Annotated in this window: 15 protein-coding genes and 1 pseudogene; 7 read left to right on the forward strand and 9 right to left on the reverse strand. The window is 48.4% G+C overall.

Annotated features, from left to right (window positions below):
- Positions 1 to 522 precede the first annotated feature (522 nt).
- The 4 genes from HF685_RS10975 to HF685_RS10990 form a co-directional block, all read right to left on the reverse strand.
- On the reverse strand, positions 523 to 1,581 hold the full coding sequence (locus tag HF685_RS10975; protein ID WP_168819961.1) for an IS5 family transposase: 1,059 nt from the start codon (positions 1,579 to 1,581) through the stop codon (positions 523 to 525).
- A 79-nt stretch (positions 1,582 to 1,660) separates the two neighbouring features.
- Positions 1,661 to 2,665: a sulfotransferase gene (locus tag HF685_RS10980; protein ID WP_168819968.1), complete on the reverse strand. Its 1,005-nt coding sequence runs from the start codon at positions 2,663 to 2,665 to the stop codon at positions 1,661 to 1,663.
- 76 nt (positions 2,666 to 2,741) lie between these two features.
- Positions 2,742 to 3,107, reverse strand: a complete 366-nt coding sequence (locus tag HF685_RS10985) for a hypothetical protein (RefSeq protein WP_168819970.1) — start codon at positions 3,105 to 3,107, stop codon at positions 2,742 to 2,744.
- A complete protein-coding gene (locus tag HF685_RS10990; protein WP_211051136.1) occupies positions 3,100 to 3,360 on the reverse strand; it encodes a hypothetical protein in 261 nt (86 codons plus the stop codon). Before HF685_RS10990 ends, HF685_RS10985 begins: the two co-directional genes overlap by 8 nt.
- 314 nt (positions 3,361 to 3,674) lie before the next feature.
- Between HF685_RS10990 and HF685_RS10995 the strand changes: the two genes are divergently transcribed.
- Both HF685_RS10995 and HF685_RS11000 read left to right on the forward strand, forming a co-directional pair.
- Positions 3,675 to 4,784 carry an arylsulfotransferase family protein gene (locus HF685_RS10995; RefSeq protein ID WP_168819972.1) on the forward strand — a complete coding sequence of 370 codons (1,110 nt, stop codon included), beginning with the start codon at positions 3,675 to 3,677 and terminating at the stop codon, positions 4,782 to 4,784.
- 84 nt (positions 4,785 to 4,868) lie between these two features.
- Complete coding sequence (locus tag HF685_RS11000; protein ID WP_168819961.1) at positions 4,869 to 5,927, forward strand: IS5 family transposase; 1,059 nt, start codon at positions 4,869 to 4,871, stop codon at positions 5,925 to 5,927.
- A 151-nt stretch (positions 5,928 to 6,078) separates the two neighbouring features.
- Here the strand turns inward: HF685_RS11000 and HF685_RS11005 are convergent.
- A pseudogene (locus HF685_RS11005) lies at positions 6,079 to 6,846 on the reverse strand (IS5 family transposase); the annotation flags it as partial.
- A gap of 503 nt (positions 6,847 to 7,349) precedes the next feature.
- Positions 7,350 to 8,095 (reverse strand): IS5 family transposase gene (locus HF685_RS11010; protein ID WP_168819974.1). Its coding sequence is split into 2 segments (ribosomal slippage): positions 7,350 to 7,777 and positions 7,777 to 8,095, totalling 747 coding nucleotides; the frame shifts between segments, so codons are not numbered across the junction.
- A gap of 273 nt (positions 8,096 to 8,368) precedes the next feature.
- Here HF685_RS11010 and HF685_RS11015 point away from each other — a divergent pair.
- From HF685_RS11015 to HF685_RS11035, 5 genes are all read left to right on the forward strand, one after another.
- Entirely contained in the window at positions 8,369 to 9,517 is a 1,149-nt protein-coding gene (locus HF685_RS11015; protein ID WP_246218587.1) for a DegT/DnrJ/EryC1/StrS family aminotransferase, read from the forward strand.
- An 11-nt stretch (positions 9,518 to 9,528) separates the two neighbouring features.
- The gene (locus HF685_RS11020; protein WP_168819976.1) at positions 9,529 to 10,875 is read left to right on the forward strand and encodes a nucleotide sugar dehydrogenase; all 1,347 of its coding nucleotides are present in this window, start codon (positions 9,529 to 9,531) and stop codon (positions 10,873 to 10,875) included.
- 161 nt (positions 10,876 to 11,036) lie between these two features.
- On the forward strand, positions 11,037 to 12,422 hold the full coding sequence (locus HF685_RS11025) for an oligosaccharide flippase family protein (RefSeq protein ID WP_168819978.1): 1,386 nt from the start codon (positions 11,037 to 11,039) through the stop codon (positions 12,420 to 12,422).
- Positions 12,423 to 12,435: 13 nt separating this feature from the next.
- Positions 12,436 to 13,695, forward strand: coding sequence for a hypothetical protein (locus HF685_RS11030; protein WP_211051139.1), 1,260 nt, complete (start codon positions 12,436 to 12,438; stop codon positions 13,693 to 13,695).
- 84 nt (positions 13,696 to 13,779) lie between these two features.
- Positions 13,780 to 15,606, forward strand: coding sequence for an acyltransferase family protein (locus HF685_RS11035; protein ID WP_168819983.1), 1,827 nt, complete (start codon positions 13,780 to 13,782; stop codon positions 15,604 to 15,606).
- A 270-nt stretch (positions 15,607 to 15,876) separates the two neighbouring features.
- Here HF685_RS11035 and HF685_RS11040 read toward each other — a convergent pair whose 3' ends face one another.
- Genes HF685_RS11040 through HF685_RS11050 form a run of 3 tightly spaced genes read right to left on the reverse strand, consistent with a single transcriptional unit; the run spans position 15,877 to position 18,163 of the window.
- Positions 15,877 to 16,539 (reverse strand): formyltransferase family protein, encoded by a 663-nt coding sequence (locus HF685_RS11040; protein ID WP_168819985.1) that lies wholly within the window; start codon positions 16,537 to 16,539, stop codon positions 15,877 to 15,879.
- Positions 16,536 to 16,931 carry an ankyrin repeat domain-containing protein gene (locus tag HF685_RS11045; protein WP_168819987.1) on the reverse strand — a complete coding sequence of 132 codons (396 nt, stop codon included), beginning with the start codon at positions 16,929 to 16,931 and terminating at the stop codon, positions 16,536 to 16,538. The genes HF685_RS11040 and HF685_RS11045 overlap by 4 nt, the downstream gene beginning before the upstream one ends.
- Positions 16,928 to 18,163, reverse strand: coding sequence for a glycosyltransferase family 4 protein (locus HF685_RS11050; RefSeq protein ID WP_211051142.1), 1,236 nt, complete (start codon positions 18,161 to 18,163; stop codon positions 16,928 to 16,930). The genes HF685_RS11045 and HF685_RS11050 overlap by 4 nt, the downstream gene beginning before the upstream one ends.
- Positions 18,164 to 18,166: the final 3 nt, after the last annotated feature.

The raw sequence follows: 18,166 nt of genomic DNA on the forward strand, positions 1-18,166 counted from the left end.
GGTTGATCGGTATACGATTGGAGCAGGCAGACGTCGATGTACCGTCAAGCCTTCGTCACTATCTAGCCGTTGCGTCTTTTGCGATTGATGATTCTACCATCACGGCTTAGGAAGATGTGCAAACGTCGATAGCCGAACGGACGCTGCTCCTGTGCCAGTTCGTGCAGCTTGGCACGCAGCGCGAATTCATCACTACGCCGCGAGCAACAACATATCGTCGTCAAGTCGGCGCTATAATCCTCTACGCCTGCTTCGGCGCCGCCTAAAAACACCGACTATCTGGTCTTCTGTAAACCGTATCCGCTTCATCAGCCCGCCCTTTCATAAGACGGATCTTCACCAATTCCGGAGGAATTTTAAGGGGTCACGCCAGACATTGTTAAGGCCACCTCGAACAATGGCGATTTCGGGCTGAAGTAGCGATTTGGTTCCCGCACTGGCCAAGAAGCCCGATTATTTACGGGACGCGCCGGCCCGTTTTGGTGTGGTTCAGGCCTTCTGTGGGGTCTCTGGCCTCTGGCCTCATGTGGCGACGGCTGCCGCCCTTTCCAGCACCACCAGACGGCGCATGTTATAGGCTAGGTTCTGCATCCCGATCTTCACGCCTGCCCGGATGATGCCGATGGTGCGGACAAACTTTCCGCCCATGCTGTTGTGCTGGTTGCCAAACACATGCTCGACCCGTGCACGGACTTTTGAGCGGGTCTTGTTGGCGGCTTCCTGGCGCGGCGTGAGCGGCTTGCCCCGATTGCCGCGCCGGTGGATATGGCTCTTCATCGCGCGCTCGGCGAGCATCTCCTCACTCTCTTTGCTGCGATAGGCGCTATCGGCCGACACGCCGCTGGCGGTGTTATCAGGGTCAAGCACATCCTCTAGCTTCTGGCTGTCATGCACCGAGGCCGTGCTGACCGCGTAACGCCGCACCAGCTTGTGCCGACGGTCGATGTTGATGTGATTCTTGTAGCCGAAGTGCGACTTCCCATGCTTCTTCGTCCAGCGCGCATCCTTGTCTTTCTGGCGGTTCTTGGCGGGGTGTGCCTCCCAGTCTGCTGGCGTTCTCCCGGCTTTGACCGTCATATTATCATCGCGCGTGTTGCGCTGGCGCGGGGCCGGAACGATGGTCGCATCGATGATCTGACCGCCCATCGCAAGATAGCCCTTTGCTTTGAGGTAGCTGTCAAACTGATTGAACAGCCCCTCAACCGCCCCGGCTTTGCCGAGCGCTTCCCGATATAGCCACAGCGTTTTGGCATCTGGCACCGCATCTTCCAGTCCCAACCCGACGAACCGCATGAACGACAGCCGGTCGCGCAACTGATATTCCATCGCGTCGTCCGACAGATTGTAGAGCGCCTGAAGCACCAATGCCTTGAAGATCAGCACCTCATCCCAAGGCTTGCGGCCCGCCAAACTCTTACGGTCAGCGTCTGCACGCTGCAACCCGCCCTTCACCAGAGCTGACTTCAGCTTGACCCGGAACAGCTCAAAGGGAACCGCCGCCAATATCGCCACCAAAGGATCAGACTTCGCGTCCAGCCCCTCATAGCGATGCTCCAAATCAAAAAATCCCCGCTGGCTCATGATCCAAATTCCCCCGTTGCGTCAGAACCCTTGAATCGGATTTTGATCGCTCTGGGAAGGACTATATTTCGAGGTGGCCTTAAATTGCTCCACTAGTTTGATGTATTAGGTTTTTGGGCGATTGACGTAGACGTTCCCACAGCTCGCCTGCTTCTTTAGGCAATCCGAAGGAATCGTGGGGCCGATTCTGGTAAAATTCATTGGGATCGTTCAAGTTTGTTCGCGCAATGCCCAAAAAAGCTGCGAGTCTATCAGCCATCTTATCTGGAGCCGCTGAAGCCGCATCATGGTCGAAAAACATGACCTGGTCGTGAGGGTTGTCGAGCAAGAAACCATAGCACGCCATCCAATATGCGAACCAAAAATCAGTGCTTTCCGCTTGTGAGACATTCCACATTTTCATCCCGGGATAGTTGATGATCTTCATTCCTTTACCGAATTCATAGTGGCCTAGATCGTCCATATAACGTTTATTGAATCTGCTAATTTCCTGAGAGCTGTCGCTGCGGATGTGCCGCTTTATAAGCGAAGCGACATGAGCAACCGGGTGGCGAAAAGGCACAAGAATTTTAGCATTAGGATAAATTTTTGTAATCAACGAAAGTCTAGCGATTCCGGCATTATTTTTGATCAACAACCGGTTCGCCAGAGGATTGTCATACTTCCGAGCCAAAATAACTTTACGGCCCCAAGAGCGCAACGCAGCCGTTGCCTCAGGCTTTTCGTCTAGCGTTTCCCAGAGGTTGATTTGATCATTAGAATAATGTTCGGGATAATATTGTTTCCAAATTATTTCTTCAAACGCTTCAGGACTGTCGGCGTCAATGGTTATGCCATCCCCATGCCCTCGTTCAAGAGGTTCGAGGGCTAACTGTCGAGGTCTAGAGAAATGCCTCCAAGCCAAGGGTGTAGTGGGGAACGGCATATCACGGTATGAGGGACTCGCCATCGTTAAAGTCGAATCAAGATAACGCAGCAAGATAGTTGTACCGCTGCGAGCTAAGCCGCAAATATAAATCGGATCAATATTCTCGATCTCATCAAATTTCCCAAAGCGACCACTTTGTTCCAATTCTTCCATCATAAATCGAACTGGTTTGGAAAAAGCCAACCGATGGACCAATCGATCAATACCGCTATATTTTTGCTTATCCCTCAACTTAGAACCGTGTTGCAGCTAGGAATACAAAAAAAGTCACGACCAATAACACGGGATCGGTACTGGCCGACCACAATGCTCCAACGCTGGTCCATCCTAAGAGCAACGCGGCTATTGTTGGCAAAGCAGACAGCGCTACCAGTGCGATTAATAAGGGAACGGATATTGCAATATAACGCATTAAATCAATGGTCGAGCGCCGCGCAGCCATTTCTTTTGTACGATCAGAAACATGTGCTTGCCTCAGTTGACCGAGAGTCCCTCTGGTGGTCGTAAATATCGCGCGCGTTCGCTCCCAAAGCCCACTGCGTTGAAAAATTAGACCGAAAATTACTGAACTTACCACCAAAAGTGCCGCTTCAGTCATCCGAAGTTTCAACAGAGTTTTCCGTTTCCTTCCGGCCTCCGCGAAGTTTGTTGATTAGCCGCTTTATCGGATACCAGATGAAGCCGACTATACCCAATCCAATCACTCCGACCAGGGCAAGTATCGAACCGATAGCCGTCAAGCCGGAACCAGGTCCCAGATAGGCTTGGGCTGGATCGGGAATTAAAACGAACAGCGACATCACAAGTCCCGTCGCTTTGGCTAGAAACACAGGGCCATATTTCGTTTTCATCTCGGAATTCTCTTCTCTAATGTATGTTTTGTCGCCATAGCAAAAAACCAATCGAAAATAGATTGTATGTCAAAAAAAATATCTATCATCAGCTTCTTGCTTCTACTCATTCTTGGGTCACATGCCAGCGGTTTGATATCAGCACATCGACATTTGGGTAGTTACGATGTTTTCAAATCAGTATTGTCCGCCTATCACGCATTGCGGGCTATCGAGAATAGCAATGTCCCCCGAATCTCGCGGATTTTGAACAAGACCGTAGACTGACGTCAAAATCGCGCTTTAGCCAGCTAGATCCTAACGGTAGCGATATTTTGGTCGCAGGAGGCATCAGTCAATTTCTGGATATTTGCCCCAGCCCGGGATGTTTGGCCGTACAATATGACCGAAAAGGAAATGTGGTTCGAAAATGGCCGTTAAAATCGAGCGCTCTTCTGGATGCAAAATCCGTAGTTGAAGGGAAATTTTCATATGGAGGAAATGATCCAACTAAAAATATCTCTGTTGTCGGACTGCAAATGTTCAAAAATGGTGATTTGCTTGTTTCATTAGCATTGCGCAACAGTTTTCCATACGGGTGGGGGCTAGCGAGAATTGATAGCGAAGGCAATGTAGTCTGGCGAAAGCGCGATTTTTATCACCACTGGGCGAAATTAACTGTCAATGGCGACATTTATAGCCCGTTTTATGAAATTCGCGATGATCATCAATATCAAGGCGTTCCCAAAGAAATTCAATTAGACCTAATATGCCCTAAGCCAGACAAACAATTCGCCGACTTTGTTCATGTTTTGGGGCACGATGGAAGAATAAAAAAGCGGATAGATCTAGTTCGGTTAGTTGCCAATAACAAACGCTATAATAGCTTGCTGGCGCGAAGCAGAGATTCATGCGATCCCCTACATCTCAATTTTGTCGACGTAGCCTCGCCAGAAGAGGCGGCCGAAACAGATTGGCTTGAAACTGGTGACATGCTTTTATCGTTCAAAGCGATTAGCGCGGTGATGGTAATCAGCGCAGATGGCCAACTAATCAAACGTGCTTTTTCCGGTAGTTTTGCCGTGCAGCATAGCGCGCAATTCGTGGAAAACGGTAAGATCCTGTTGTTTGATAATATGGGAGCTTCTGAAAGTTCACTCTCTTCACGTCTGATACAAATTGACCTTAAGGATGGATCGGAAAAAGTATTGTATTCTCGTCAAAATCCGGCTGAATATTCCATCAATGCAGGTAACATTAGCCTTTCAGCCGACGGTAAAAGGGCGTTGTTAAGCTATACTCGCACCGGTCATGCAATCGAATTAGAACTGACAACCGGAAAAAGAATATCGACCTATGATCATGCGCATCCGATTCCAGCTACGAAAAATAAAAAGCAAATTTTCTATCTATTCGGAGCTTGGTTTGTGAAAAATGACCGCTGACGTTAGGCCACCTCGAAATATAGTCCTTCCCAGAGCGATCAAAATCCGATTCAAGGGTTCTGACGCAACGGGGGAATTTGGATCATGAGCCAGCGGGGATTTTTTGATTTGGAGCATCGCTATGAGGGGCTGGACGCGAAGTCTGATCCTTTGGTGGCGATATTGGCGGCGGTTCCCTTTGAGCTGTTCCGGGTCAAGCTGAAGTCAGCTCTGGTGAAGGGCGGGTTGCAGCGTGCAGACGCTGACCGTAAGAGTTTGGCGGGCCGCAAGCCTTGGGATGAGGTGCTGATCTTCAAGGCATTGGTGCTTCAGGCGCTCTACAATCTGTCGGACGACGCGATGGAATATCAGTTGCGCGACCGGCTGTCGTTCATGCGGTTCGTCGGGTTGGGACTGGAAGATGCGGTGCCAGATGCCAAAACGCTGTGGCTATATCGGGAAGCGCTCGGCAAAGCCGGGGCGGTTGAGGGGCTGTTCAATCAGTTTGACAGCTACCTCAAAGCAAAGGGCTATCTTGCGATGGGCGGTCAGATCATCGATGCGACCATCGTTCCGGCCCCGCGCCAGCGCAACACGCGCGATGATAATATGACGGTCAAAGCCGGGAGAACGCCAGCAGACTGGGAGGCACACCCCGCCAAGAACCGCCAGAAAGACAAGGATGCGCGCTGGACGAAGAAGCATGGGAAGTCGCACTTCGGCTACAAGAATCACATCAACATCGACCGTCGGCACAAGCTGGTGCGGCGTTACGCGGTCAGCACGGCCTCGGTGCATGACAGCCAGAAGCTAGAGGATGTGCTTGACCCTGATAACACCGCCAGCGGCGTGTCGGCCGATAGCGCCTATCGCAGCAAAGAGAGTGAGGAGATGCTCGCCGAGCGCGCGATGAAGAGCCATATCCACCGGCGCGGCAATCGGGGCAAGCCGCTCACGCCGCGCCAGGAAGCCGCCAACAAGACCCGCTCAAAAGTCCGTGCACGGGTCGAGCATGTGTTTGGCAACCAGCACAACAGCATGGGCGGAAAGTTTGTCCGCACCATCGGCATCATCCGGGCAGGCGTGAAGATCGGGATGCAGAACCTAGCCTATAACATGCGCCGTCTGGTGGTGCTGGAAAGGGCGGCAGCCGTCGCCACATGAGGCCAGAGGCCAGAGACCCCACAGAAGGCCTGAACCACACCAAAACGGGCCGGCGCGTCCCGTAAATAATCGGGCTTCTTGGCCAGTGCGGGAACCAAATCGCTACTTCAGCCCGAAATCGCCATTGTTCGAGGTGGCCTCCAGTTTAATATCATGGTTTTGCGATGCGCCGCGTCAGGAGTTGGACGGAGGCCATGAAGATCCATGCCGTTGCCGAAGCGATAGATTGCTCGAAGTCCTTGGCAAGGCGGCGGTTGCGGTTCAACCATGCGAAAGTGCGTTCGACGACCCATCGGCGGGGGAGAACGATGAAGCCTTTTGCGCGATCTGACCGTTTGATAATCTCGATGGTCCAGTCGCCGATTTTTGTCAGTGCCTTTCTGAGCTTGTCGCCTGCATAGCCGCCATCGGCGAAGACATGACGCAGCCACGGGAAGGTGGAACGGATGTTGGCGAGCACAAGCGGCGCGCCATCGCGGTCTTGTATGTCGGCGCTGTGGATGACGGCATGAACCAGAAAGCCATTGGTATCGGTAATGATATGGCGCTTTCTGCCTTTGGTCTTCTTGCCCGCGTCATAGCCGCGTATCCCGCCGCTTTCTGTCGTTTTGACCGACTGGCTATCGATGACACCAGCGCTGGGCGAGGCTTCACTGCCTTGCGCTATTCGCGCATCCTGGATCAGGTAATGGTTGATCCGCGCCCATGTGCCATCGTCGCGCCAGAGGTAAAAATAGTGCTGCACCGTGGTTGCTGGGGGAAAGCCCGGTGGCATCATCCGCCAAGGCAGGCCACCGCGCAGCATATACAGCATTGCCTCAACGATCCGCCGCATCGGCCAATTGCGCGGACGACCGACATGGCTGGGCCGGGGGAAGAACGGTTCCAACACCGTCCATTCCCCATCGGTCCTTTGCGAAGTTTTGTCACTTGCGTTGAATCAATGACTTGGGACGGCGTCAAGCTAAACCGCTGATACCACTCAACTTAGTTTTCGGTCAGTCACTAAAAAAGACCAGAAAATGAAGCCTACTGTCTGCAAAAGAATCAACTGTTGGGGTATCGGAGGAATGCGAGATAGACATGAACACGGCCGACCTTGTTCGGATGCACGGTGTTTGAGAAGCGATGCTAAATAGTTGGAAACTTGGAATGTTAAAGTCGATGTCTCAAAGGCCCGGCGGCTTAATGCGCTTGAATCAGAGAATAGGAAGCTCATCAGGGTTTGGCTGACCCGATGCCAGAGATGCGGATTCGAAAAGCCTACGCTCAAAATACCGCAGTGTCGGTTGTCTCATATCTAAAAGCTACGCATACGCACAAATCGAGCTCGGATTTGATACATTGACGCTCTTTGGTGTCAAATCGAAAAAGCAGGTGCTTTTGCGCTAATCTAGGCTCAGGACTCATTGATCACAACCATTAGCAGACGGTTGCTGCGATACAGATAGCAGAGAAGAAGGTGTGGGCGCATCTGTCGTATCTGGTGGCGACGCGTCTCCAGTCCTTGATCCGGCCAAAGATATTCTCGATCTTGTGGCGCTGTTTGTAGAGGCTTTTGTCATAATGGTGCTGCACCTTTCGGTTGGAGCGTGGTGGAATGCACGCCGTAATACCACGTTCGGCCAGAGCGGACCGGAACCAGTCACTGTCATATCCCTTGTCCCCCAGCAGTTCCATTGCCTGTGGTAGCGATGAAAGCAGCAGGGCAGCACCCTTGTAATCGCTCATCTGTCCTTCCGTCAGCAGCAGGATGATGGGGCGACCTTCGCCGTCGCAGACGGCATGGAGTTTTGAGTTCAACCCACCTTTGGTGCGCCCGATACGTCTGGGTAAAGCCCCCCTTTTAGGAGGCTGGCGGCGGTCCGGTGCGCTTTGAGATGGGTCGCATCGATCATGATCCGGTCAGGCTCGCCCGCCTTGCCCGCCAGCTCGGCAAAAATGCGGTTGAACACGCCAAGCCTGCTCCAGCGGATAAAGCGGTTGTAGATGGTCTTATGCGGACCATAAGCCTTCGGTGCATCACGCCACATCAGTCCATGCTTGATCACATAAATGATACCCGACACGATCCGGCGGTCATCCACTCTCGGTATCGCGTGGGACAAAGGAAAATATGGCTCTATCCGGCGCATCTGCGCCTCACTCAGCAAAAACAGATCATCCATGACAACACCTCCTTCGATGTCGTCATTGAATCATAAAAACCTAACGTTGGGAATCCCTTTAATACGTCCTGAGCCTAGCTAATGGCCAATTAAAGAAACCCTATGCTCCATCTAGGTATCGCGCAATAATCGACTTCAATCTCTCATATCAACTGCGTCATAGAGTTGGCCATAAATCTGTTCTCAATTTAGAAATCCATAATGTAACTTGAACTAACTAGATATTCCGGTTAGGCGCGCGACCTAAACAATTCCCTGTTAAAGGATACGAAATTGACGCGCAAATTGGTTTTTACTGGCTTGGCCGAGCAACGTGAAAGACTCAGGTCTGAGATTGATGCTAATATTGCTGTAGTTCTTGATCATGGCCGCTTTATTATGGGGCCGGAAGTTGGTCAATTTGAACAAGAGCTGGCGCAGTTTTCGGACGTAAAGCACGCTATTGGCGTGGCCAATGGAACTGATGCAATCCAAATTGCAATGATGGCGGCTGGGATCGGCTATGGTGATGCTGTGTTCGTACCCTCATTCACTTATACCGCAACGGCTGAGGTCATTTTGATCCTAGGTGCAATTCCGGTGTTTGTTGAAGTCGATGCATCGACGTTCAACATCGATAGCGATGATCTTGTCAAAAAAATTGCCAAAGCAACTGCTGACGGTATGAGACCAAAGGCGATAATCTCGGTAGATCTATTTGGCTTGCCGCATGATTCTGACACAATAAATAGGATCGCAAAGGAACATGCTCTCTTTCATATCTCTGATGCCGCACAGAGCTTTGGTGCGCGCGATGCGAAAGGGCGACCGGTGGGTACACTTGCGCCGATTACGACAACGAGCTTTTTCCCGGCCAAGCCGCTCGGCTGTTTTGGCGATGGCGGCGGCATTTTTACGAATGATGATGATCTGGCGGCTACCATGCGCTCAATCAGAACCCATGGCCAGGGCAAGGCAAAATATGAAACTGTTCGCGTAGGAATGAACAGTCGACTGGATACAATCCAAGCCGCTATTTTGCTCGCGAAGATTAAAATTTTCGCTGAAGAAATCGCGAACCGTAATTCGCTTGCAGATGCATATCACGATTGCCTCAAGGACCTTGTCACTACGCCGATAAAAGCTGAGGGTGTTGTTTCTGCCTGGGCACAATATACTATCCGCGTTGACAACCGGGATGCTGTAAAAGAACGGCTGGACGGGATCGGCGTACCAACGGCGGTCTACTACCCTAAACCCATGCATTTGCAGCCTGCTTATGCAGCTTTTGGCGACGGGCTAGGTTCGCTGCCGGTTTCGGAAATGCTAAGTGAGCAAGTTATCAGCCTGCCAATGAATCCGTATTGGATACAAGCTGATGTGGACGCGGTTTTTGATGGGTTAACGAAGGCGTTGGCCACTCCCTCAATGGCTACAAACTGAGAGTATATAAAATGACAAATATCGAATCAGTGCCTTCGGAAGCGCTTTTTCAGCGTGTTTCAGAACGGGAGAGCAAAGTTGGCATCATCGGGATGGGCTACGTTGGCCTGCCACTAGCTGTTGCCGCTTTTGACGCCGGTTTCTCAATTTTTGGTTTTGATGTTGACCCATCCAAAATTGAAAGCATTAATAATGGTGTGTCTCCGATTGGACGGATAGGCAATGCTAAGATCCAAGCAATGCGCGATGCAAAGCGTTTTGAAGTAACGTCTGAATTCAGCAATCTCGCCGAATGCGATGTAGTCATAATTTGTGTTCCTACACCGTTGAACAAATATCGTGAGCCAGATCTTTCCTATGTAGTTGATACAACACGCAGCATTGCATCGAATTTGCGTCCCGGACAGATCATTTCGCTTGAATCGACCACTTATCCAGGAACAACTAGAGATGTTATGCGTCCGATCCTCGAGGAAGGGGGTTTGAAATCAGGTGAAGATTTTTTCCTCGCCTATTCTCCTGAGCGAGAAGATCCCGGAAACCCCGACTTCCACACTGCCTCTATTCCCAAAGTAGTTGGCGGTGACGGCCAAGCGGCAAGCCGGATAGCCGAGGCATTTTACGGCGCTGTGGTTGATATTGTCGTTCCAGTGGCGAGCTGCGAAGTTGCAGAAGCTGTAAAACTGACCGAGAATATATTCCGTTCTGTCAACATCGCGCTGGTGAACGAGCTAAAGGTTATTTACGACCGGATGGGCATAAACGTCTGGGAAGTCATTGATGCGGCAAAAACCAAGCCATTTGGCTTCATGCCATTTTATCCCGGACCAGGGCTGGGCGGGCATTGTATCCCGATTGACCCCTTTTATCTTACTTGGAAGGCGCGAGAATATCACGTTCCGACGCGATTCATCGAACTAGCTGGCGAAATTAATACAAACGCGCCCTATTTGGTTGTTGATCAACTGATGGAATCTTTGAGCACACATAGAAAAAAATGCATGGCCGAAGCACGGATATTGATGTTGGGCGTTGCTTATAAAAGGAATGTTGAGGATACACGCGAAAGCCCTGCGTTTTCGTTGATTGAAGAAATAGAAACTCGCGGTGGCGTCGTGGATTTCCATGATCCATATGTCGCGGTAGTACCGCATATGCGCGAACATGAGAACATGTCTGGCCGTGAAAGTATAGACCTTACAGCAGAAAATGTCTCTGGCTACGACGCTGTTTTGGTCTGCACGGATCATGATGGAGTAGATTATAAAATGGTCGGCGATGCTGCGAAGTTGATCGTTGATACGCGGAACGTCATGGCCAAATTTGACAAAGGGGCGGCAACCGTTGTGCGTGCCTAGCGTTTGACCTGAGGGCTGTTTGCGGCGAATATCTGCTCTGTCGATCGAGTTGAGATATGCTTTAATTCCATTTCAAATGGAGACCAGCCGACTGTTTGAATATAAATTAGTCACAAGGATATGCTGCGCGTGCAATTTCTTGACATTTCCATGCCGGGATAGTGATTAAACAGTTTCGTCTATGGCTCTCGCAGGCGAGAGAAAATGAGATTGCGCGATCGATCTCAATTCTGGTCGGCGGGGCCGCATCAGCGCATGCCATTACCGCACTCGCACTTCCTGTATTATCGAGACTTTATACACCGGAAGATTTTAGTACGCTGGCTGTTTTTAATAGTTTATTCGCCATTCTGACGGTTGCTGCTTGTTTGCGCTTTGATATAGCCATTCCTCTGCCCGAAGAGGAAGATGACGCTGCGAATTTGCTTGTGCTGGCACTGTGCATTGCCGGCCTCGTCAGCCTTTGCCTGAGCGTCGTTATCATGTTCTACACCGATGAGATCGCGGATATAATGGGGCGTCCCGCAGTTGCGCCATATTTATGGTTTATTCCATTCGGAGTATTCTTTTCTGCAGGCGCAAGTGCGTTGCAAAATTTATATGTTCGTAAAAAAGCGTTCGGGATGATTTCAAAAAGCCGGATCATCCAATCCGGTAGCGCAGTATCTATGCAATTTGGCATTGCATCAATTATGGCTGGACCCACTGGCTTACTTGTCGGATCGATGTTCAACGTCGGGTCTTCGTTTTTCGTTTTGGGTCAGAATATGGTCCGTAAGAAAACAATAAGACTTTCGGTAATTTCGAAAGTCCGCATTCGCAAACTATTATCTCGATATCGAAACTTTCCCAAATATTCGGCGGCGGAGTCGTTGTGCAACTCGGCCTCGTTATTTATCCCGATTATAATGATATCAGCCTTGGCCGTTGGGCCTGAACCCGGATATATCCTCCTTGCAATTTCTGTACTGCAGGCACCAATGGCATTGTTCGGAATAGCCGTAGGGCAAGTGTATTTATCTCGTGCTCCCGATGAACACAGAAAGCATAACCTTGCTCAGTTCAGCGTAGACACGATTAATTTGCTAACCCGGTCTGGGGTCGGGCCGCTTTTGGCAGCAGGCATGGTGTCACCCTTTCTGTTCGGCATTATATTTGGAGAGGGTTGGGAACGCGCGGGCGTTATCGTTGCCTGGATGACGCCTTGGTTCATAATACAGTTTCTGACATCGCCAATTTCTATGGCGCTCGCCGTTACCGATAATCAGGCGCGCGCGTTGATGTTGCAGATATTTGGTCTGTTTGTGCGCACCGGTTCTGTCTTTCTGGCTTGGAAGATTGATGTGACCTATATCTCTGAGGCATACGCAGCCTCTGGTTTTGTGAGTTATTTTGTTTACTATATTGTTGTGATGAAAACGATAAACGCGCCGGTCCACGCACTCCTATCTGGAATTGTCGCCAATATTAAAATTATTTTGGCGTGGGCTGCGCTCGCGATCATGGTAATAGCAACGATGCGTCTATTGATTGGCGGTGCGTTTTGATTTGGAATAGCCAATGCTGAGTAAGATTCTTGATCCAAGGAGCGCAGTGTATTTATTTATAACTGCTCTCCTAATAATGTACATGGCCATTCCTTTGGGCGCCTACTATTGGGACAATAGCGATAGTTACAACATCGATTTGGTAAACCAGTGCATCATTGCGTGCGCCATGATATTTATAGGTTTTACGATGCCCTTGTTTGACAAGGCGCAAAAATCAAACCAAATGAGAATACATATTGATCAGATAAAAGTATCTAACATAATCGTTATATTGTTCATGCTTTTCTTGTTACTTACATTCGCTACTGCAGATAACATCCCTATCTTTTCCTTTTTTCAAGGCGCCGATGCAGGGCGGTTGAGCTCTGAGAGAGGTGAACTATTTAAAGCAAGGGAAGGCTGGCAATCTTTGCTTTTGTATCTTTTTGCGTTCTTTGCTCAGGCTCTAATGCCATACGCCATCGCGATACAGTTTATTCGCAAAAGCTCCGTTCGATATTTTTCATTGGCTCTTTTTTTCCTTTTCACGATCAGTTTCCTACAAAAGTTTTTGTTTGTAAACGCGTTCGTCCCACTCTTGTTCGCTTATTCTCTTTCAAACCATAAAAGCCGTAAAGCGTTTATAGTTGCGGCATTATCCATACCAATTGTGCTTTATATCATGACCATCTTATCGATGGGTAGCACCGAAACCTCTGGCGTTGGTTCAGACTTTGGAATCTATTTTTCTTCAAGCTATGCGCCGGATGGACCAATAAGCACCATAATTTGGCGTATATTCGCAGTACCGGTATTTACAGCGACCGATACCCTTCACGTTTTTTACGAAAGATTATCAGGGGTTCCGCTGGGCGGCGCAACCAGCAGTTTCTTGGCATTTTTGCTTGGTGAGGAAAGGGTCAATCTTGAGCGTATGGTCTTTGAGTATCAATGGGGATGGAATGATACCGCCAATGCAAATACGGTTTTTTTCGTTGACGCGTTTGTTAATTTTGGTTGGGTTGGCTTGAGTGTAATTTCCTTTTTCATAGGCCAATCGCTGCGATGGTTCCGGACTACCAAAGATCTGGCACTGCAATCGCTCTGGCCGCTCTATTGCTTGGGACTTTTCAATGCTACATTCATAGGAATGCTGCTGAGCAATGGGTTCCTCTTTATCTATCTGGTGCTCCTTTTCACTTCTCCTAAACCGATGCCTGATCGCACCATTTCTAAATCCCGAAATCGAACCGCTGTTGATACCCCTTTAAATTCCCAAAGGGCTTTTTGAGGTGGTGAATTACAGTCCGGTTGTTTTACAATTCTGAATTGTAAGCTAGGTCAAAACTCACTCTAAGTATGCGAAAGTTCCGATATGCGTAACATGAAATATCGTCCCGATATCGACGGTTTGAGAGCTATTGCAGTTCTCTCGGTGATGCTATTTCATGCAGGAATTAGCGCTTTTGCCGGCGGTTTCATTGGCGTTGACATATTTTTTGTGATCAGTGGTTATCTTATTACAACAATCCTTATTTCCGAGATCGAAGGTGAAAAGTTTAGTATCATCAAATTCTACGAACGTAGAATACGACGAATTATCCCTGCCTTGATCTTCATGATGACGATATCCGTCGTGGTATTTTCATATATTTTAATTCCTGATGATTTGGAAAATTTTGGACAATCGATTGTCGCCACGACATTTTTCTCTAATAATATTCTACTATGGATGACTGCGGGGTATTTTGATCCATCAATTGATTTGAAACCATTAGTTCATACCTGGAGTTTAGGCGTAGAAGAACAATTCTATCTGTTTTCTCCAATTCTGCTAATAATTGCGTATAAATTTTGGAATAAGATCGGTATTAATCGAGTATTAATATTTATAACAGTTACTAGCTATATATATTGTATTTATGCCTCTACTCGTTTTTTAGACGCCAATTTTTATCTTATATTTTCAAGAATTTGGGAGATAGGAGCAGGATCTATAATTGCGACGCAAGGAGTCAAGGCAGCGGCAGCGAAGGTTGACGATAAACTTGCAGCGGCATTAAGCAACTCGGGTTTGTTGATAATTCTTTTATCAAATTATTTTTATGGCTTCAGTGAATTTAATCCAAACGTTTTTACTTTGATATGCATTTTGGGTATTTGCGCGGTGATTTCCCTAAATCGGCAGGGATCGTTAGCTTACACTATTCTATCCAATCGAACGTTCGTTGTGATTGGTGCGATGAGCTACAGTCTCTATTTATGGCATCAGCCGATATACGTTTTTACCAGAGTCGTTAGTTTGGAGGAACCGGCGCTTGCCATGTTTGGCATTGGCATAATTGCTACATTTGTCATGGGCTACATTTCTTGGCGTTTCGTGGAAGTTCCTTTCCGGGATCGAGATCGAATAGGACCCGCTCGGTTGTATGTATTTTCAGCAAGTTTTTCAGCTATCTTAATAGCGATCGGACTTGCGATGCACTTCACCTCGGGCTTCTATTCGCGCTGGCCAGAGCTGGCAAAAAACGACAAGGACTTTGGCAAAGGTATGAACATCGCTTTTAACGAAGCGCCTTACAAATATTTGGACGTGCAATTTGATCCGGATGGACCGGGTAAAAAAGTCTTAGTCATCGGCAATTCGTTTGCGCGCGATTTCATTAACATGATGGATAAAACTCACCGTCTCGATACCAATCAAGTTGCTTATTCTGACGCAAAGCCATGTGAAATAGGAAATTCAGAACCGTATTTAACGAAAATATCCGCAACGGCTGATATTATTGTTATGGCAACTAAATTGAACTCAGAGAATATTCCTTGCATTCATCAGCTTCGCGAAAAGCTTGTGACTCGAGATCATACTAGGTTTGTGGTCATTGGGACCAAAAACTTTGGCTGGAACAATAATGCGATCATGATGCTGGACCCAGAAGTCAGATATACTTACCAGACTAAAGTTGTACCGGAATATCTAGAGTCAAATGAGTTAGGTCTCAAGTCTTTTGAGAAAAGCGAGTATGTTGACGTGCTGGCGCTGATCTCTCAGCGAGAGGGTTATGTTCCCGTATTTACTGAGGATCGTAAATTTATCTCGCAAGATCGCGAGCATCTTACGCCTGCCGGTGCCAAATTCGTCGGTGAAAGAATTTTTCAAGGCCCGATACTCTCAGCCATTCGACCAAGCCAGAAAAATTGAAGGCATCAGGCCCGACCAGTTGAATTTCGATTTTGAAATTTAACAAATCGTTTTGAAATTAGATTCACAGCCTATTCTACTAAGGACTATGGACGGTAATGTTAAGGGGTACAATTTTCTCTAACCGTAGAAGTCGTATAACCATCTTCTACAAATCTGTGTGGATCGGTCTGTGGCGTGCCGAGCAACAAATGGGTTTTGCCACATCTGCACGTCAACAAAACTGCGGGTCAAATCCACACTCAGAAACACCCGGAAAACTCTCCCGTTTTAGCAGTATTTCGTTTTGTAGGCGTCAAAGGCCAGCAACATTTCCTGTTCAACCGTAATCGGCATCCGTTTTGTTGGATTACCAACTTCGAATTCCTCCACGGTGGCGCTTTTTATGACTGTATCGAAATTTCCGAGCATCCAAATTTCACTTTCATAGTGACGGACGGCAAAAGACTGCAACGTATCGCCAGAATAAATTGGCGTGCGAGAATGAGCGAGGACTACGCCTGCATCTGCGTACTCATCCAATTGATGCAATGTATTCCCAATCGGCGATTGATTCAAAATAGCCCATTTGAACGAGTCCAAGCCACGCACAGCAGGAATCAAACCAGAGTGACAATTCAGGATTTTTCCCGAGTTGGCAAATTCGCGTTCGATGAGATTGGAACCGCAGACTATGAATTGGTCATATTGGTCTAGCACCTGTTGCCAGTTATCATAGTCATGAACCACACGATCATAGGCGGCAGCTAATGTTCTTGGCGCAACTCCGACAAATTGTTCAGGCCTATGCTGAAACGCGACTTCTCGACCTGGACGCTCGATAAACGGCATAAGCAGGAAATCTACATCCAGCATTTCTCTATTCTTAAGAACGTGAAAAACTTGAGACGTTTTTAGATGGGGCGCATCATAGGTTAAAATACAAATTTTCACTTTATACCTCCATTTGAACAAATAAATTTATGGACCTTCTCGGTCGCATTCTCGACGTATTCCAGAATTGTCAGCCCCGCATCATCACGGGCGTTGATATCGGCACCATGTTCTAGCACCAGCTTCATAATGTTCGTGTTACCACTGCCTAGCGCTGATGATTTTGCGTACATAAAGACCGTCGTACCATTTTGGTTTTTAGCATTTGCGTCAGCCCCGCGTTTCAACAGAAGGTTGCATAACTCAATATTACCAAGCCAGCATGCCACCATGAGCGGCGTGCGTTGTCTATCATCACGACAGTTCGGTGAGAGACCCGTCGCCAGCAGCTCATCTACCAAGCTGGTTTTGCCCAATAGGCATGCATCGAAAATCTGGCGTTTATCGATCATTTTTCTACGGCCTTGAGGCTAAATAAGTCACGTTCAATTCGATCAATGATTTTTTTCCGGTCGAAAACTTTATTTGAATATTCCTTGCTGGCTTTACCCATCGCGCGCAGTTCGGACTGTTCCATTGACATCATTGTCCGAATCGTAGCCGCCAATTCTGATGCATTGCTTGCTGGGACACTTATCCCCGCTCCGGAACTCTTAATTACTTTTGCCCCTTCGCCGTCCAGCATAGCAATAATCGGTTTCCCCGCAGCGAGATAAGATTGTATCTTTCCGGGGATCGTACTTGCGAAAATTGGTTCTGCTTTTAGGGATACCAACATCACATCTGCGTGTTTGTAGAAGGAGGGCATGGTTTCGACCGGATGTCTTCCCAACATGATAATATTTGTCAGGCCTCGCCGATTGATTTCTTCTGCCACCCAATCGGAAACACGCCCGTCGCCTACAATGAGCCATCGCAATTGTGGTACATCCTTAAGCTGCTCAGCAGCTTCCAAAATGGCCGGAAAATCCTGTGCTTCACCAACGGCTCCTGCGAACATTATGTCGAAGCTTTTTGGCACAGCCGTCACCTCGGGGCTAGGCTCCACCGAATTTAGTTCGGGTATGTCCTCCGACCAATTAGGTAAAAACTCTAGCTCTACGGGTTTCTTCGTGTGTTCCAGCACGTTGGGAATAAAGCCTTCTGACTGAACATAAAGCTTGTCCGTGCGGTGATAAACAAAACCCACAAGACGTCCGACCATGTTTAACAGTCGAGAAGATTTGATAATACCTAGGGCCTTTAATGTGTCTGGCCATAAATCCAGTACCCACATTGCAAACTTGCGCTTGCGCACCTGCCGAATTAGCACCGCCGGCAGCATGGCCGTGATGGGAGAAAGTTGGGGCGAAAAAATAACATCAAATTTGACGCGGCGAATTTTCCAGACTCCAATTGTACATCCTGAGATCGCAAAACTGGCGTAGTTTAAGAGCAGGCGTAGGCTTCCTTTGCCGCGTGAAATCAACGGAACCCGAATAACTTTTGCGCCCGCGTAAGACGAAAAAGCAGCGGGATCGTCGCGATAATCCTGGAAAATCTTTCCGGCAGGGTAGTTTGGTTGTCCCGTCAACACGGTCACTTCGTGTCCGCGGTTGACCAGTTCTGAAACCAGATCATTTATGCGGAAAGTCTCCGGCCAAAAATATTGCGTCACGACCAAAACGTGCAGAGTTTTGGACATTAT

The organism is Parasphingorhabdus halotolerans (genome assembly GCF_012516475.1).
GTDB lineage: Bacteria > Pseudomonadota > Alphaproteobacteria > Sphingomonadales > Sphingomonadaceae > Parasphingorhabdus > Parasphingorhabdus halotolerans.

Excerpts from the sequence above, each read along its gene's own strand:
- HF685_RS10975 (WP_168819961.1), bottom strand. The coding sequence starts at position 1,581 with ATGAGCCAGCGGGGATTTTTTGATTTGGAGCATCGCTATGAGGGGCTG.
- HF685_RS10980 (WP_168819968.1), bottom strand. The coding sequence starts at position 2,665 with ATGATGGAAGAATTGGAACAAAGTGGTCGCTTTGGGAAATTTGATGAG.
- HF685_RS10985 (WP_168819970.1), bottom strand. The coding sequence starts at position 3,107 with ATGACTGAAGCGGCACTTTTGGTGGTAAGTTCAGTAATTTTCGGTCTA.
- HF685_RS10990 (WP_211051136.1), bottom strand. The coding sequence starts at position 3,360 with ATGAAAACGAAATATGGCCCTGTGTTTCTAGCCAAAGCGACGGGACTT.
- HF685_RS11000 (WP_168819961.1), top strand. The coding sequence starts at position 4,869 with ATGAGCCAGCGGGGATTTTTTGATTTGGAGCATCGCTATGAGGGGCTG.
- HF685_RS11020 (WP_168819976.1), top strand. The coding sequence starts at position 9,529 with ATGACAAATATCGAATCAGTGCCTTCGGAAGCGCTTTTTCAGCGTGTT.
- HF685_RS11030 (WP_211051139.1), top strand. The coding sequence starts at position 12,436 with ATGCTGAGTAAGATTCTTGATCCAAGGAGCGCAGTGTATTTATTTATA.
- HF685_RS11035 (WP_168819983.1), top strand. The coding sequence starts at position 13,780 with ATGCGTAACATGAAATATCGTCCCGATATCGACGGTTTGAGAGCTATT.
- HF685_RS11045 (WP_168819987.1), bottom strand. The coding sequence starts at position 16,931 with ATGATCGATAAACGCCAGATTTTCGATGCATGCCTATTGGGCAAAACC.
- HF685_RS11050 (WP_211051142.1), bottom strand. The coding sequence starts at position 18,163 with ATGTCCAAAACTCTGCACGTTTTGGTCGTGACGCAATATTTTTGGCCG.